The 15,824-nt window shown below is 66.9% G+C and carries 19 protein-coding genes; 12 read left to right on the top strand and 7 right to left on the bottom strand.

Features of this window, described 5'->3' with window-relative positions:
* The 4 genes from B215_RS0107290 to B215_RS19750 form a co-directional block, all read right to left on the bottom strand.
* A partial coding sequence (locus B215_RS0107290) for a FecR/PupR family sigma factor regulator (protein WP_026009049.1) occupies nt 1–187 on the bottom strand: 187 nt, incomplete at its 3' end.
* A gap of 1 nt (nt 188) precedes the next feature.
* A complete protein-coding gene (locus B215_RS0107285; protein ID WP_019368986.1) occupies nt 189–689 on the bottom strand; it encodes an RNA polymerase sigma factor in 501 nt (166 codons plus the stop codon).
* 74 nt (nt 690–763) lie between these two features.
* Nucleotides 764–1,150 (bottom strand): response regulator, encoded by a 387-nt coding sequence (locus B215_RS0107280; protein ID WP_019368985.1) that lies wholly within the window; start codon nt 1,148–1,150, stop codon nt 764–766.
* A 221-nt stretch (nt 1,151–1,371) separates the two neighbouring features.
* Nucleotides 1,372–1,776 (bottom strand): GFA family protein, encoded by a 405-nt coding sequence (locus B215_RS19750; RefSeq protein ID WP_019368984.1) that lies wholly within the window; start codon nt 1,774–1,776, stop codon nt 1,372–1,374.
* A 111-nt stretch (nt 1,777–1,887) separates the two neighbouring features.
* On the opposite strand from B215_RS19750, the gene B215_RS0107270 reads away from it, so the two are divergent.
* The 3 genes from B215_RS0107270 to B215_RS0107260 all read left to right on the top strand — a co-directional run bounded on the left by B215_RS0107270 (nt 1,888) and on the right by B215_RS0107260 (nt 3,464).
* Entirely contained in the window at nt 1,888–2,331 is a 444-nt protein-coding gene (locus B215_RS0107270) for a hypothetical protein (protein WP_019368983.1), read from the top strand.
* 76 nt (nt 2,332–2,407) lie between these two features.
* A complete protein-coding gene (locus tag B215_RS21985) occupies nt 2,408–2,542 on the top strand; it encodes a hypothetical protein (RefSeq protein ID WP_269083846.1) in 135 nt (44 codons plus the stop codon).
* A gap of 82 nt (nt 2,543–2,624) precedes the next feature.
* Complete coding sequence (locus B215_RS0107260; protein ID WP_152997919.1) at nt 2,625–3,464, top strand: hypothetical protein; 840 nt, start codon at nt 2,625–2,627, stop codon at nt 3,462–3,464.
* Nucleotides 3,465–3,517: 53 nt separating this feature from the next.
* Here B215_RS0107260 and B215_RS0107255 read toward each other — a convergent pair whose 3' ends face one another.
* A complete protein-coding gene (locus B215_RS0107255; protein WP_156804361.1) occupies nt 3,518–3,745 on the bottom strand; it encodes a hypothetical protein in 228 nt (75 codons plus the stop codon).
* Between the two features lie 262 nt (nt 3,746–4,007).
* On the opposite strand from B215_RS0107255, the gene B215_RS19740 reads away from it, so the two are divergent.
* The 5 genes from B215_RS19740 (at nt 4,008) to B215_RS19725 (ending at nt 7,173) form a co-directional block, all read left to right on the top strand.
* Complete coding sequence (locus B215_RS19740; protein ID WP_037513281.1) at nt 4,008–4,472, top strand: DUF2231 domain-containing protein; 465 nt, start codon at nt 4,008–4,010, stop codon at nt 4,470–4,472.
* Nucleotides 4,469–5,260 (top strand): DUF2243 domain-containing protein, encoded by a 792-nt coding sequence (locus B215_RS19735; protein WP_019368978.1) that lies wholly within the window; start codon nt 4,469–4,471, stop codon nt 5,258–5,260. The genes B215_RS19740 and B215_RS19735 overlap by 4 nt, the downstream gene beginning before the upstream one ends.
* 39 nt (nt 5,261–5,299) lie before the next feature.
* Entirely contained in the window at nt 5,300–5,512 is a 213-nt protein-coding gene (locus tag B215_RS21785; protein WP_019368977.1) for a hypothetical protein, read from the top strand.
* A 297-nt stretch (nt 5,513–5,809) separates the two neighbouring features.
* Nucleotides 5,810–6,148: a hypothetical protein gene (locus B215_RS19730; protein ID WP_019368976.1), complete on the top strand. Its 339-nt coding sequence runs from the start codon at nt 5,810–5,812 to the stop codon at nt 6,146–6,148.
* Complete coding sequence (locus B215_RS19725; protein ID WP_019368975.1) at nt 6,145–7,173, top strand: lactonase family protein; 1,029 nt, start codon at nt 6,145–6,147, stop codon at nt 7,171–7,173. The genes B215_RS19730 and B215_RS19725 overlap by 4 nt, the downstream gene beginning before the upstream one ends.
* A 52-nt stretch (nt 7,174–7,225) precedes the next feature.
* Here B215_RS19725 and B215_RS0107225 read toward each other — a convergent pair whose 3' ends face one another.
* Both B215_RS0107225 and B215_RS0107220 read right to left on the bottom strand, forming a co-directional pair.
* Entirely contained in the window at nt 7,226–9,025 is a 1,800-nt protein-coding gene (locus tag B215_RS0107225; RefSeq protein WP_236704530.1) for a M61 family metallopeptidase, read from the bottom strand.
* Between the two features lie 62 nt (nt 9,026–9,087).
* Nucleotides 9,088–9,327: a DUF6894 family protein gene (locus B215_RS0107220; protein WP_162839605.1), complete on the bottom strand. Its 240-nt coding sequence runs from the start codon at nt 9,325–9,327 to the stop codon at nt 9,088–9,090.
* Nucleotides 9,328–9,529: 202 nt separating this feature from the next.
* Between B215_RS0107220 and B215_RS0107210 the strand changes: the two genes are divergently transcribed.
* The 4 genes from B215_RS0107210 to B215_RS0107195 all read left to right on the top strand — a co-directional run bounded on the left by B215_RS0107210 (nt 9,530) and on the right by B215_RS0107195 (nt 15,786).
* Nucleotides 9,530–10,354, top strand: coding sequence for a chromate resistance protein ChrB domain-containing protein (locus tag B215_RS0107210; RefSeq protein ID WP_019368971.1), 825 nt, complete (start codon nt 9,530–9,532; stop codon nt 10,352–10,354).
* Nucleotides 10,354–11,748, top strand: a complete 1,395-nt coding sequence (gene chrA, locus B215_RS0107205; protein WP_019368970.1) for a chromate efflux transporter — start codon at nt 10,354–10,356, stop codon at nt 11,746–11,748. Before B215_RS0107210 ends, chrA begins: the two co-directional genes overlap by 1 nt.
* Nucleotides 11,748–12,443, top strand: coding sequence for a DUF2490 domain-containing protein (locus tag B215_RS0107200; protein WP_019368969.1), 696 nt, complete (start codon nt 11,748–11,750; stop codon nt 12,441–12,443). The genes chrA and B215_RS0107200 overlap by 1 nt, the downstream gene beginning before the upstream one ends.
* Before the next feature lie 478 nt (nt 12,444–12,921).
* Nucleotides 12,922–15,786: a TonB-dependent receptor gene (locus tag B215_RS0107195; protein ID WP_026009045.1), complete on the top strand. Its 2,865-nt coding sequence runs from the start codon at nt 12,922–12,924 to the stop codon at nt 15,784–15,786.
* Nucleotides 15,787–15,824 lie beyond the last annotated feature (38 nt).

Raw genomic sequence — 15,824 nt, 5'->3', positions numbered from 1 at the left:
CCTTCAGGCCGCCGGTCCAGTCCCACACGGCGGAAGCGCGCTCGAACGCGGCGCCATGGCCCGGATCGGCGCCCAGCCACGCGCGAAAGGCCGCATCGTCTTCCTGGGCGCGATCGTCTGCATGCAGCCGCGCCAGCCAGTCCGCCGCCTGCCGGTTCACCTCGTCCGGCTTGCCGCGGAACGTCACCTTACCAATTCTCCATCCAGTCCGTCAGCTGCAGCATCGCGCGAGCGATGTGCTTCTCGACGGCGCTCTGGCTGATGCCGAGTTCGTCGGCGATTTCGCGATATTTACGGCCCTCCAGCCGGTGCATCAAGAAAATCTCGCGGGTGCGGGGGCTGAGCTGCGCCACGCCGCCGCGCAGCCGCTCCAGCCGGTGGCGCGCGATCAGCGCTTCGTCCTGCAGTGGCGTGCCATCCGCCACCAGGTCGCAGGCCCGTTCGATCGAGGCGGGAATGCCGATGCGCCGTTCGCGGCGATAGGCGTCGAGCCCGCGATTGGCGGCCGCGCGGGCAAGCAGCGCTGCGGGATTTTCGGCGACGGTCTGGCGTTCGGCCAGGCGCAGCCAGGCGTCGTGCAGCAGATCCTCGGCATCGTCGCGCCGCGTCATGCGTGCGATCTGATCGCGCAGGCGCGCCCAGCTCGTGCCCAGCACGCCATGGCCGATCGCGTTCTGCTTCCCCTCCATAGCGTGGCCGCTATAACCTGTCTTATACCCTTTCGTGACAGATAGGCGGCAAACCGGTTACGTGACCAGCCGTTTCAGAAGCTGCCGCCCGCCTCGTTGAGCAGCGTGGAGATCGCGGTCAGCAGCTGCGCGGGCGCATAGGGCTTCTGCACCAGCACGCTCTTCGGCACGCCCTGCGCCGCCCAGTCCTCGCCGCTCTCCGCCGTCATGTAGACGACGGGCAGCGAAGGCTTCAATTCGCGGGCATGGCGCGCAACGTCCCAGCCGCTGGCGCCCGCGCCCAGCCGCACATCGGTCACCAGCCCGACAATGCGTTCGATATCGCTGTCCAGGATGCGCAGCGCGTCCGCGCCGTTGGTCGCATCGATCACCTCGAAGCCGCCATCCTCGAGCACGTCCTGCGCGTTGATCAGCAGCATCGGTTCGTCTTCTACCAGAAGGACGAGGATCGCGTTGGTCACATTGCTTCTTTCATGGGGTTTGAAGACCGGGACGACGCAGCAGCTGGTGCCCGTCTCGAGCGCTGTTTCTCTATAGCGATGCCGCCTGCGGCGCGGAAGTACGGGGTATCCCTGCCAAAGCTTTCATCCAGCAGCAGTTTTGCCCGATCCTACGACCAGACAATAGTTTCGTCGGCAGCCTCAACCTGTACCACAGGTCAGTGGACATCCGCTTAACGCCGTCAGTCGCCCGCCACCCGCGGGCCCGGCCATTCGGCGCGCGGATCGTCGCAGACCAGCGTCATCCCGACACCCTCGGTCGCGCGCAGCGGCAGCGCTTCGCCGTCGAACTCGTCGAGGCAGAAGAGGTTTACGCCGAAATGGTCCGGCGCGGCGCGCTTGCGGTGGAAGACATAGATGCCGCAGTGGCGGCAGAAATGATGCTGCGCGCGCCGGCTGTTCCACTGATAGGTCGCCAGCAGATCCTCCCCCGCATCGATGCTGAGCGCGGCTTCGGGCACCTTCACCATCACCGCGTTGCGCTTGACGCACAGCGAACAGTCGCAGGTCGTCCGTTCGACCGGATCGGACCGCACCGTGAAGCGGACGCCCCCGCAATGGCACGATCCGCGATGCACGCCCACCATCCTGCACGTTCCTTTCGACTGAAGCGACCCGCGCCGACGCGAGCGCGCGCAGCGTGCCGCGGCCAGCGCGAGAGGTTGTCGTGCAGGCCGGGGCAATGATACGCTCGCGTCATGGAACTGACCTTCACCAAGCGCGCGGGCAAGTTCGACGAACTCTCCATTCGGCGGGGCGATGCGGCCCCGGAAACGATCGCCTGTCCGAAGCAGGGCATCCTCCCGCACGACATGATCCATTATGCCGTCGAAAGCGTGCTCGGGCACCGCGGCTTCCTTTCGCTCGTGCAGGCGGGGCAGGCGGCGGATTTCGGGACGAACGGCGGCGACAGCGAAGCCGCGATCGAGCGCCTCGTCGAGACATTCCAGGCGGAGATGTGGGGCGGGCGCGTTCCCGCCGACGACCTGATCGCCACCTATGCCCATGCGTGCGAGGCGCGGGGGCATGGCGTCGCCGCGATCACCCGCGCGGATGTCGACGCGATCCGCCGCACGCTCGAATCGCTGACTGCGCAATGGGCGGCGGTGCCGACCAACGGGACGCTGACCCTGCGATTCTGAGGTGCCGGCCGGGGGGGGCTCCGCTTTGCCGTTTCGCCGGTTCGTGCGTTCGGGTTGCAACGCAAAGGAGACGCGCATGAATCCGACCCGCATTCCCGGCAACGAACCCGATCCCGGCGACATGTCCACCGATCCGCTTGCCCCCCCGTCCGACCCACCGGAGCGGCACGATCTGCCGGACGACGCCGAAGACCTGGGCGACTTCGCGTAACGCCATGCCTTCGGGTGCGGTTCTTGCTGCGCCCGCGCGGGGCCCATAGGATCGGCGGGCGCTATCGATCGGGAGACCAAGATTGTTCTTGCTCGCGTTGCTGCTGCAATCCTCGCAGCCTGCTCCTGAGAGCGCCCGCCCCGCGCTGCCACCGTTGCACGGCGGCCCGGCGGAAATGACCTGCCCGGTGGGCGGCGAGCGCTTCTCCGCCTGGCAGCCCGCCATGTACAGCACCTATGGCGAGCGGCCGGATGGAAAGCCCTATAGCTATCTGCCCTTCCCCTTTCCGTTGCCGGAGTGCCCGAGCAACAAGCTCATCGTTTTCGGGAAATTCTCGACGCAGGAAACGGCGGCGCTGGCGCAGGCGATCGCCACGCCCGCGTACAGGCAGTTGATCGGTGCGGAGACGAGCTATTACCGCGCCTATTGGCTGTCGACGAAGCTCGGGCGGCCAAGGCGCGAAAGCCTCGGGCTGCTGCTCTCCGCAATCTGGCAGGTTTCTCCGGATGCGGCGGAGAAGGCGCCGAGCCGGGCGGAGGACGCCCGGCGGCGGCGCTATCAGGCGCTACTGGTGCGGGAGGTGCAGCGCTTGGGCCCTGCGGTCGCCCCGCAGGACCGCGCCTTGCTGCAAGCCCGCGCCGCCAATGCAGCCCGCGAAATGGGCGCGTTCCGCGAGGCCGAAGCGCTGCGCGTCCAGGCGATGGCATCGCTGGCGGGCCTTTCCGACAAGCGCGGATGGGACGGCTATCTCTTCCGGCTCGACGCCGTGATTGCGCGCCGGGACAGCAGCATCGAGCCGCTGGACATGATCCCGGAGCAGCAGGCCGCCAGCATCTGCGAACGCGCACGGCCATCGAACGCGTTCGATCGCGCCGTCTGCGCAAGAGTCCAGAGCGGTGCGGCGAAAGAGAGGCCCCGGTAAGCCGCGGGCGTACCGTTAGCCGGCGGGCTTGTCGACCTCCACGATCGCCTCGACTACCTGTGTCGGCACGCATAGTGGAACAGATGGCCCTGCGCCGGCACCTTGCGGAGCTCCACCTCGCGAAGCTCGCGCGCAAAGCGCTCGGTATGCGGGGCCAGGTGCGCGACCAGATATCCCTCGCCCGCCATCACGATGATGGGAAGGTCGAGCTCGCCATAGCGCTGGCTGAGGTCGATTGCCGCGGGCACCATGTCCTGAGCTTGGTTTATGCCACGCTGCATCGATGTACCGCGGCCCCTCGGTCATCCATGCGTTCGCTGCGGTGACGGCAGGTGAAGGAGTTTGGCCTCCACGAACGCATCCGAAGCGACTGGGGGCGTGCCGCTGCCTCCGCACTATTTCGCTGATCCATGTTGAACGGCGCAACGGATGCGATCCCAGCGCATTCGGAAGGTGTGCGCGCATGCGCTGCCAAGCGGATAGCGCCTTCTTCGGGCCAGCCTCGGAGCTTCCGCCCTTCAGCGATTCCGGAGGAGAGACCACGTGAATACAGGTAGAACCCCGCAAAGCACCGCCAAGATCGCCGGACGCCCGATCCACCCGATGACGGTGGCGCTCCCGATTACGCTGCTCGTCATCACCTTCGTGTGCGACGCGCTCTACACCTTCACGGGCGAAACGCTGCTCGCGACCGTCGCGCTATATGCGCTGGGCGCCGGCATCGTGTTTGCCGCGCTGGCCGGCGTGTTCGGCTTCATCGACTATTTCGGCAGCCGCGAGATTCGCAGCCTGCGCGCCGCGCATATTCACATGATCGGCAACACGGTCATCCTCCTGCTCTCGATCGTCAATTTTCTGCTGCGCTACGGCGCGGCCGAGCCGGTGCCGACCAGCGGCCTGATCCTGTCCACGATCGTGTTCGTGGCGATCCACGTGACCGGCTGGATGGGGTGGACGATGGTCTATCGCCACGGCGTGGGCGTGAATACCGCCCGCATGCACGGATGAGCAGGCCCGCTGCCTCGCAGCGACGTGCGGGCGGCATGGTCCTGCCCGCGATGATCGTGGGTGTCGGGCTTAGCGGCTTTTTCGACGGCATTCTGCTGCACCAGGTGCTGCAATGGCATCATCTGCTCAGCCTGGTGCCGGGCGCGCCATTTCACGACATCGGCACACAGGTCCTGGCCGACGGCCTGTTCCACGTCCTGATGTATCTGGTCACGGCCACCGGCTTGTGGCTGTTCTGGCGCCGCCGGGATCGGCTCGCACCGGAGGCGGGCGGATGGCGCGCCGTGGCGGGTGGCGGCCTTGTCGGATTTGGGCTGTGGAACATCGTGGACGTCGGCTTCTTCCACTGGATCCTCGGCATCCACCGGATCCGCGTGAACGTGCCCGATCCGCTGGTGTACGACGTTGCATGGCTGGCGGCGCTAGGCCTTGTCCCGCTGGGAATCGGGTGGTGGCTGCTGCGCGCGCCCGCTCGGTCTCCGCGCGGCGCGGGCGCGGCATCGTTGTTCCTCGCTGCGCTGGCGCTGCTGGGTGGCGGCCTTGCGGCGCGTCCCGCGCCCGATGCGCGCACAGCCCTGGTGTTCTTCGGCCCTGGAACGTCGGCGGGCGCGGCGCTGAACATCGCGATCGCGGCAGACGTGCGGCTTGCTTGGCTCGATCCGCGCGGCCGGATGATCGCGGTATCGCTGGCGGATCCCGGAGCCGAGCAGCGCCTGTACCGCGCGGGTGCGCTGCTCGTCACGCGCTCTCCGCTTCTCGCCGGCTGCGCCACGGCGCTGTCGGTGTGACCCGCCATCCGCATCTACATACGCGCACAGGGGAATGTCATGGATCGGAACCGGCAGAAGATGGGCGGTAGGGGCGCAGCGGCGCTCATTGTCGGCGCCCTTGGCGGGTTCATTCTCGGCCTTGTCTTGTTCATCCTCTTTGGGGTCGAGACTTCGCTCTACGGCGTGTTGCCCTTCGTCCTTGTCGGAATCGCGGCGGGCGGCCTTGCCGGTGCGCTCTGGGCTGGAAGCAGGGGTCGCAGCGGCGGGTAACATGGGTTCGTACCGCAGCCGAAATCCTCTTAACCTGGGTATTTCCGGCCAGAAAAGCAGGAACTTGGCGGCCGAACCGCGGTTCGGCGGGCTGGGTGCCCCATGCAGATGCGGGCGGGCGTAGCAGGCTGAAAGAGGTTCCGAATTGGCGACGCTGACGATCCAACCACCGGCCGAGGCTGTCAGTCCTATCCTGGTCGCATTGCGCGACGCGCTGGCGCAGTTTCGGGATGCGCCGCTCGCGACCTTCGACATCGCCGATCTCTCGGTGGAGGTACTGGCGGCGGGTGATCCGGTATGGGCGATTGTCAGACGCTGCCCCAGGCGACCAAGATGGTGCGCCGGAGCGGCAAGGTGGTGATCGTCGGCGGGTTCGACGAAGGCGAGACGACGATCCCGCTCGAATGGCAGCGCATCCAGATGAGCGAGATCCAGATCCTGCCCAGCGCCAGTTTCGCGATGCACGATATCTACCGTGAACAGGGAATGGTGCTCGATTTGGTCGCCCAGGGTCGGCTCGATGTGAAGAAGCTGATCACGCACCGCTTTCCGCCCGACCGGATCAACGAAGCGTTCGACACTGCCCGGGCAAAGCACGAGACGGGCGCCGTGTTCGTGGCGATCACCATCGAATGATCGGTGCGGCCGGCTACACGGCAACGCTTTGGGCGGGCAGCTATGCGTCCAGGGGTGGCTGCGGGCTGTACCCGTTGCTGCGCGCCGGATCCGGTCTGTGGCAGGTCGGCGCTCCGTTCGAAGGTGCGCAGAATGCCTCTTTCGGTGTCCGGTCCAGCCGACATGGGCACCAATATCTGGTGGACGAGCAGGGCGGAGCCATCGGCGTTTACCGGCATGATCGCGGCTGGAAGCAGATCGCGCGCTTCGCGACCGGCGGCACTGAGCCATGCTATGTCGCGCTCGATCCGGGGGAGACCCGGTTGGCGGTGGCAAACTATGGCAGCGGCACCGCCGCTCTATTCGCGCTCGACCCGGCCACCGGCCTCCCCATCGGCGCGCCCGATCTTCGCATCAACATCGGCAGCGGCCCGAATGCGGACCGGCAAGAGGGGCCGCATGCGCACTGCGTCGTCTTCGGTCCCGCCCGGGACTGGCTCCACCATGTTGACCTCGGCACCGATCAGATCACCGCGACCAGCCTCGCCGCGGGCGGCGGCGAGGCGCGGTGCGCCTTCGCGGCACCGCCGGGCAGCGGCCCGCGCCACCTGGTGTTTCACCCGAGCGGCGCGTTCGCGTTCCTGGTTAGTGAATTGGCGAGCACGCTGACGTTGTTCGACGTCGACGGTCCGCTGCTCCGGCCGCGACAGTGCCTCTCGACGCTTCCCGGCAGCTATGCCGGCGAGAGCCTTGGCGGCCATATCGGCCTCAATGCGGCCGGCGACCGCGTCTATGTCACCAACCGCGGCCATGACAGCGTGGCGAGCTTCGCGTTCGACGGCGCGCAACTGTCGCTGCGCCAGCATCTGCCGAGCGGAGGCAGGTCGCCGCGCTTCTTCCTGCTTTGCGAGGCGGAGCGGTGGATGTTCGTGGCTCATGAAGAAAGCGGCACCGTGACGGGCTTCCGCCTGCGCAGCGACGGTACGCTCGAACCCACCGATCTCGCTCTCGCCGTGCCTGGGGCCGTCACGCTCTTTACCGCCTAAGCGAACGGGCTAGCCGTGGACGGATGCGCATGTCGACAACGAACCGCTCGGCTTACCCTACGCGCCTTGGCCGCAATATCGCGTCCAGTCTGCGCGCCGGCAGGTCTAGCGGCGCCAGATGCGGGTATCGGTGGCCCGGGCAATCGGCGATCGTGACTCGCCGCTCTCGCTTGCCGGTGCGTACCAGCAGTTCCAGCGGCCCCCGCGCCGCCGCGACCGCGTGGCGCAGGACTTCCGGCGAGAAAGGCTCGCCCGCTACCTCGACCAGCGCCGATCCGGCGGTAAGCCCCGCGGCGAAGGCGGGGCCTTCCCACAGGACCTCGCGCAGCACCCCGTCCTCTCCCACCGTGAACCCCAGCGAGAAGGACAGGTTCAAATTGCCCGCGATCCGTTCCATGTTCGCCCAATAGGCGCTGGGTTCGGTGCGATAGACTAGCCGATAGCCACCACGCTCGATGCCGGCGAGCGGCGCGCCTTCGTGCTTGCCGTCCACCTTGGGGACGAAGAAGCTGTGCCAGTCGAACGGCGCCAGCTGCTCCAGCGCGGCGACGACATCCTCGAACACATAGGTCCGCGTGTCCCAGTCGCCTTCAGCATCGCCTCCGAAGAAGGTGCGCGCGAAATCGTCCAGCGAGCGGGCCTCGCCGCTGCATTCGCGGATGCGCGTGTCCACATCGAGCCAAACGAGCGCGCCTTCCGAATAATAATCTTCGCTGCGCTGCCAGCTTGGCCAGGGCAGCGGCGCGCGTGCTGCGATGATCGGATCGCGCGTGGTGTCGCTCATCGGCCGCCAGCGGCTGCCGGCGCGGACCGCATGGGTGGCGGCCGTCAGCGCGAGCGCGCCCAGCGCATGCTCCGGTGCCCACAGGCCCGAACGCGCGCAAAGCACGCGATCCCAATATTGGGTCTGCCCCTCATACACCCACATCAGGCTGTTGCCGATCGGGCGATCAAAGCTCGGGGTCCAGGAATCGGCGCCGCGCCGGTGCTTGCCGTTCCAGCTATGGACGAATTCGTGGGGAATTGTGTCGCGGCGCGAGAAGCTGTCGTCCCACGCGGTGAAATAACCGGGCAGCGTCGCCGCCTCGCAGGAGCGATGATGCTCCACGCCGATGCTGTCGATCGTGTCGCTCAGCGCGAACAGCACTTCATACCGGTCGAATGGTCGCGTCCCGAACAGCAAGTCCGCCTCGCGTATCAGCGCGCGGTGTGGCGCGATCTGTTCGGGCGTTGCGGCAATCTGGTCACGGCTCTCGCCTGCCATAGCCAGATGCACCTGGCCCCCGTCGTCCAGCGGAACGCGGCGGAAATGGCGCCCGGCAAGCACTGGCGAATCGACCAGCACGTCCAGTGGCACCGGTGGAAAGCGTACGCAGGCGTCGTGGCAGGTGCCCTCGATCGCGCAGCCATGGTGCCAGCCGTCGGGCAGGCGCAGGCTGGCTGCCACTTCGATCCGCCGGGCGAAATAGCCTGCCGGATAGAGCACCACGGTGTTCCATTGCAGCATCAGCAGGTCGGGGCTCACCACCACGCGGCCCTGCGCCGGATCGGTGGGCGAGAGGAACTGGAACCGGATTTCGATCCCGTCGACGCCTTCCGGCACGTCGACGCGAAAGGCGTGGACGTTCACCGGATGGCGCTGCCAGCGCAAATCCTTGCCGCCGCCCTCGATGGCGAGGCCGGCGAACAGCTCGATCGGCGCCTGGGGCGCGTGATAGCCGGGCAGCCATTGCGGGAAGAGCAGAGTGCATTCTCCCGGCCCCGAAACGGGAATCGTCTCGTGCACCTGGAAGATTCGCCGTTCGACATCGCGTGCGTCGACCCGGAGGCGGATCGTGCCCGGGTAAGGCACGTCTGCCGGTGCGGCGACAGGGGCGGGTTCCGGTACGGGCCGGGGCAGCTCGCACGGCGCCATCAGGAGATCTGCCGGACGAGATCGGCGAGCAGAATCCGCGCCACGGGCTGATGATCTTCGTCTTCGATGTCGAGGGTGCCATGTAGTGCGATCGGTGCGCGACGCACTTGGTTGTGCAGCAGCGTGCGGCCCACCTGGTGCGCAGCAATCAGCGCCCGGCGAAGATCCGGCAGATCGTGCTGCTCGCTCAGATGATCGATGTTGTTGGGGGTGCGGAAGCAGAAATGATAGTTAGGCATCATATTGAAATGCAGGGGATTTCCCGCAGTTTCGCGACTTGATTTGATTTATCGATTTCGTCAGTCGGCCATGATCCCGGCGGCAACGACGATTGACAAGCTCCGGAGATCATGGCTGTTTAGCGATATGGGGATGGCGATCTCCCCACGAGGCGTCAGCCAGAGAATCGCGTCCAGCAAGAACACGCACAAGGGACGCGGCATGCCTGCTTCGAACGCCATCACGCCGGATAAACTCGCTCGCCTGGTCGGATCGCCCGGTGCCCCGCGCATCATCGATCTGCGCGGAACCCCTGCGCATGCCATTCCGGGATCGGTTTTCCCGCCACACCCCAGCCCGGCACAATGGAACCATCCGGCAGGGCTGGCCGCGGTGATCGTCGATGCGGCAGGCGGCGGATCGGCTATCGCCGCCGCGGCGATACTGCGCAGTGAGGGCGTGGCGGCGGAGGTGCTGGAAGGTGGATTCGAGGCATGGGCGGCGGCGGGGCTGCCGACGGTCTCGCTTGCCCATCTGCCGCCGCGCCATCCGGACGGCCGCAGCTGGTGGGTCACGCGCGCGCGGCCGAAGGTCGATCGCATCGCCTGCCCGTGGCTGATCCGACGCTTTGTCGATCCCGATGCGCGCTTCCTGTTCGTCGCGCCGGCGGCGGTGCTGACGGTCGCGGTCGAGCAGCGGGCAGAGCCGTTCGACATTACGGGCGAGGGCGTCTTCTGTAGCCATCGCGGCGAGCGCTGCACCTTCGATGTTATGGTGGAAGCGTTCGGCCTGGCGACGCACGCGCCGCTGGCCCGGCTGGCGGAAATCGTGCGCGGGGCCGACACCGATCGGCTGGACATCGTGCCCGAGGCGGCAGGATTGCTGGCCATCTCGCTCGGCCTCTCGCGCCTCCACAGCGATGATCACGCGCAGCTCGAAGCGGGGACGGCAGTCTACGACGCGCTGTATCGCTGGTGCCGCGACGCACAGGGGGAGAAGCACGACTGGTCCTCCCATCTGCCCACTCGCGGCAAGGTGCCGGCATGATGGCGGTGCCCGGCGGTGCCCAGGGCGCGGGCCGGCCGCAGCCGGTCTCGCTCCGCCAGGCTTTCTGGGTATGGCTTCGCATCGCCGCGCTGTCGTTCGGCGGTCCGGCGGGCCAGATCGCGGTGATGCATCGCATTCTCGTCGAAGAGAAGCGATGGATCGGCGAGCAGCGTTTCCTGCATGCGCTCAATTATTGCATGTTGCTGCCGGGTCCGGAGGCGCAGCAGCTCGCCACCTATATCGGCTGGCTGATGCACCGCACGCGCGGCGGCATCGTCGCTGGGGGGCTGTTCGTGCTGCCGGGCGCGGTCGCGATCATGGCGTTGAGCTGGATCTATGTACTCTATGGTCGTGTCGGCGCAGTGTCGGCGCTGTTCTTCGGGCTCAAGGCCGCCGTGCTGGCGGTTGTGCTCCAGGCGGTGGTGCGTATCGGCGGTCGCGCGCTGAAGACGACCCCCGCGCGCGTGTTGGCGGCGGCGGCCTTTCTGCTTCTCTTCTTCGTCGGCGTGCCGTTTCCGCTGATCGTGCTCGGCGCCGGGCTGATCGGCTGGTGGTCGGCGCGGGCGGGCGGCACGGCGTTCCGCGGCGGCGGCCACGGCGCGTCGAAGGGCGCGACCGTCGCCGATGCCGAAACGCTGCTGGGCGAGGAACTGCCGGCGCACGCCAAGCCGAGCTGGCGCGAAACGCTGCGGACCGCGCTGCTATGGCTTGCGCTCTGGCTCGTCCCGGTCGCGCTGCTGCTGCTCGCGCTGGGCCCCGATGACGTGTTCAGCCGCATCGCTACCTTTTTCTCGACCATGGCGACGGTCACTTTCGGTGGTGCCTATGCCGTGCTTGCCTATGTCGCGCAGCAGGCGGTGGAGGACTATGGCTGGCTCACCCCCAAGGAGATGCTGGACGGGCTCGGCATGGCGGAGACGACGCCGGGGCCGCTGATCATGGTGCTGCAGTTCGTCGGCTTTCTGGGGGCCTTCCGCGATCCCGGCGGACTGTCGCCGCTGCTGGCGGGTACGTTGGGCGGCCTGCTCGCGACCTGGGTGACGTTCGTGCCCTGCTTCCTCTGGATCTTCTTGGGCGCGCCCTTCATTGAGCGGCTGCGCGGCAATGCCGCCGTCGCGGGCGCACTGTCGGCGATCACCGCGGCCGTTGTGGGCGTCGTGCTGAACCTCGCGGTCTGGTTCGGGCTGCATACGCTGTTCCGCGTGACGACCTCCGTCGCCTGGGGTCCGCTGCGCTTCGATACGCCCGTGCTGACCAGCATCGATCCGGCGGCGCTCGTCCTGGCGCTGGGTGCGGGCTACGCGGTTTTCATGACGCGCGCCGGCGTCATCACCACCCTTCTGGCGACATCGGCCGCCGGCCTCGCCTTGTACAGCCTTGGAGCGATCCGGTGATGATTTTTCTGATGATGCGTGCCCGGCTTGCGCTGCTGGGCGGCCTGGCCCTGTCGCTTGCGGCGACACCGGCGCTTGCCGAGGAAGACGCGCAGGCATGGGCCGGCGTGATCGCGTCCGGCCCGGTCCGCGGCGATCTGTTCCTCTGGCTGGAAGGTCAGGCGCGCGCCACCGACGACGTCGGCGGCGGCAGTCAGTTCATCCTGCGCCCGGCGATCGGCGCCCGGATCGGACGCGATGCGCACGCGGTGGCTGGCTATGCCTATGTCCGCACCGATCCGGCGAATGGCGGGGTCAGCCGCGAGCATCGCCCATGGCAGCAGATCCAGTTCGCGCCGTTACGCCTCGCCAATGGGGCACCGCTGGTGATCAGCCGCACGCGGCTGGAACAGCGCATGGTGGAAGGACGCGGAGGCACCAGCTGGCGCCTCCGCCAGTTCGTCCGGCTGCAGGTGCCGGTGAAAGGCGCCGGTGGCGTGCAGCTGGTCGCGTTCAGCGAAGGCTTCTTCAACCTCAACGCCACACGCTGGGGCATCCGCGACGGCGTCGACCAGTGGCGCAACTTCGTCGGCGCCGGTTTCCCGGTGCTGCCGCGCGCGCGGCTCGAGCCCGGCTATCTGAACCAGCGCATCGCCCGCCGGGGGCAGGACCGGGTCAACCACATCCTCAGCGCCACGCTGTTCGTCCGGCTCTAAGCGCGGGCGGATAGCGCCAGAATGCGCATTGGCGCGTGCGCAAGCGCGCGACGAGGCGTGCCGCCGTCTCCGCCCACCGGTGCGCGAGCCTCGCGCTGGATACCGGAGTGGGCTGGTCCGGACGCATCCCCGACCTGACCGGAACAGCGCTGCTTCGCGGGGTCGACGCAGTGGCGAATGGATCGGCATCGCTACCACTTGATATAACCGGCAAAACCATCTGTCGTTCATTACTCTGATTAATCAACCACAACCAGACGGCTTCAGCGCTGTCTCGCAGGAGTGCGGGTCCAGGACGCGCGATCAGCGATCAATTCCGTGCCGAGAATGCCACAGTTTGCGGCAAATGCTGCACTCACTGTGCATCTTTTGAGCTGGGATGGCTTGCACCCTACGACTTTGGTGGTAGTAAAAGTCTGAGTAATCGGCGACGACAGAGCGCCTTGCGATGAACCTACAGTCGATGGGGAGGATACCGATGGTATCGAAATTGCTTTTCCTGACGTCCGTTTCCGTAGCGTCGATGGTCGCCGGCGGCCAAGCTCAGGCGCAGGCGGAATCGAGCGTTTCCGTCGCCGCGCCGCAGGAATCCGGCGTTGCCGACGCAACGGCGCAGGACCAGGTGAACGACGAGATCGTCGTCACCGGCGTCCGCGCGTCGATCGTCGGTGCCATCAATCGCCGCCGCGAATCGGTGCAGATCGTCGACTCGGTCGTGGCCGAGGACGTCGGCAAATTGCCCGACAACAACGTGATCGAGGCGCTGCAGCGCGTCACCGGCGTCCAGGTCACCGATCGCGGCCAGGCAGAGGCGGGCGGCATCCAGATTCGCGGCCTGCCCGACGCGCTGACCACGCTGAACGGCCGCAACATCTTCACCGCCGCCGGCCAGTCCTTTGCGCTGCAGGATGTGTCGGCGAACCTGATCAAGCGCGTCGACGTGTACAAGACGCGTGCCGCCGACCAGATCGAGACCGGGCTTGCCGGCCAGGTCGATGTGGTCACGCGCCGTCCGTTCGATTTCAAGGGCTTTGCCGTGTCGGGCCTGGTGCGCGGCATCTATGATCAGGAAGCGGACAAGTTCAATCCGAACGTCGCGCTGCTGCTCAGCGATCGCTGGCAGACCGGGATCGGCGAAGTCGGCCTGCTCGTGAACGGCAGCTATACCCGCCAGAAATTCCGGACGATGTCGACCACGGCGGGCGCCTTCGTGCCGTTCGCGACGCTCACCCCGCCCGCCGGCACGGGGCTTACCGGCTTCCAGCGGATCTTCCCGGCGCCGCGCAACCCCACGACCGGGCAGTTCATCAACACGCCGGGCCTGGGCAACTGGGAAGTCGGCACCGAAACCGGCCTTTCCACCGCCCCCGGCGCGACGATCAACGTCAACGGCGTCGCCACGCCCTATTGGCTGGCGCGCGACGCGGTGTTCAGCTCCGACCTGTACGGCAAGCGCGAGCGCCCGTCGGCCAACGCCGCGCTGCAATGGTCGCCCAACAGCAGCTCGGTCTACACCGCCGAAGTCTTCTATGCGGGCTTCCGTGGGGAGACCTATAACAGCCTGCAGTTCAGCTTCGTCGATTTCTGGGCCAATCCGCAGGCGCCGACGCTGTACGAAGGCACGAACATCGTGAAGTCGCGCGTCGCGAACGACGTCTATGGCTTCAACAGCGGCGACTATAACCGCAGCCAGACCGACAGCTTCGTCTATGCCCTGAACGGCAAATGGGATCTCGGCAGCCGCGGCGGCATCGTCGCCGACCTCGCCTATCAGACCAGCAGGAACAAGACGGCGTTCTTCGCCATGCGCACCGATCGCGTAGCCAGCCGCATCACCACCGATTTCAACGCGGGCGGCGGCATTCCGTCCTATCATTTCGACAATGACGCGCTGCTCACCGACGCCCGGGTGTGGAATGTCGGCGAACTCTACGACAACGAGAATCGCGACAAGGGCAGCGCCTTCACCGCAATGCTCGACGGCCATTATGGCTGGGACGAGGGCTTCCTGCGCCAGATCAAGGCCGGGTTCCGCTATGATGCCCGCCGCGCCTCGAGCGATCTCCGCACCGCCGATGCCGCCGCCCTGCGACGGCCGCTCGCCAGCCTCCCGGCCGGATCGACCTTCACCAATTCGGACTTCTTCAAGGGGCGCGCCGACGTGCCGACGAGCTGGGTGAACGTCAACGGCTACTACATCTACGACAATGCCGACGAGATCCGTCGCCTGTACGGCCTGAAGACCTCCGACCAGCTGACGCTAACCCGCGTGTTCGACGTCGATGAGAAGACGACCGCCGCCTATGTTCAGGCGGATGGGCAGCTGATGATTTTCGGGCGTCCGCTCAACCTGCAGGGCGGCGTGCGCTTCGTGGCGGTGGATACCGACGCGGTGTTCGTCGATCGCTTCCGCAACAACGCCGTGTCGCGCGCGTCGCCGGGTTCGGACCGGTTCCTGCCCAGCTTCACCGCGCGCTACGAGATCACGCCCAATCTGCGTGCCCGCTTCAACTATGGCGAAACGCTGCGGCGGCCGGGCTTCGGCAGCATCAATCCCAATTTCTCGCTCACCGGCGATCTGACCGGCGTCGGCTTCGGCACCGGATCGGCGGGCACCGCCAACCTCCAGCCGACCACGTCGAAGAACTATGACGTTGCGCTGGAATGGTATTTCGGCCGCAACAGCGCGCTCACCGTCACCGGCTTCCGCCGCGACATCGAAGGGCTGGTGGTGCCGATCAGCCAGCTGGAAATCATTCCGAACAACGGCATCGTCGCCGGCGCGACCAACAATTTCGTGATCAGCCGGCCGGCCAACGCCTCCAACGGCGTGCTGAAGGGGCTGGAAGTCGGGCTGACCTATTTCCCGACCTACTTCCCGTCGGTGCTGAACGGCCTCGGCTTCCAGGGCAGCCTCACGCTTCTGGACTCGAGCCAGAATGTGCCGATCTACAACAATGCCGGGCAGCAGACCGGCGAGCAGCAGTCGAGCTTCTTCGGCGTGTCGGACCTCTCGTACAACGCCACGCTGGCTTATGATAACGGGCCGATCGGCGCGCGCCTTTCCTATGTGTATCGCAACGCATGGCAGGTGCGGAACGAGGCGCGGCTGTTCGCCAACCCGTTGGGTGTGTGGCGCCGGGCGGAAGCGACGCTGGACTTCCAGCTGACCGCGCGGATCACCGATCGCCTGGGCCTGACCTTCGATGCGGTGAACCTGACGCGCACCAAGCAGCAGGAATATTATCGCTTCGGCGAGGTGGGCGACCAGGATCGCTTCAACCTCGGCACGGTGCTGATCCCCCGCACGTTCGCGATCGGGGCACGCTACAGCTTCAACTGACCTTCAGGCGGGCGGACCCAACGGTCCGCCCGTTTTTC

The organism is Sphingomonas sp. ATCC 31555 (genome assembly GCF_000282895.1).
In the GTDB taxonomy this organism is placed as follows: domain Bacteria; phylum Pseudomonadota; class Alphaproteobacteria; order Sphingomonadales; family Sphingomonadaceae; genus Sphingomonas.
Note: the sequence above shows the minus strand (reverse complement) of the source record. Positions and strands in the feature narration are given on the sequence as shown.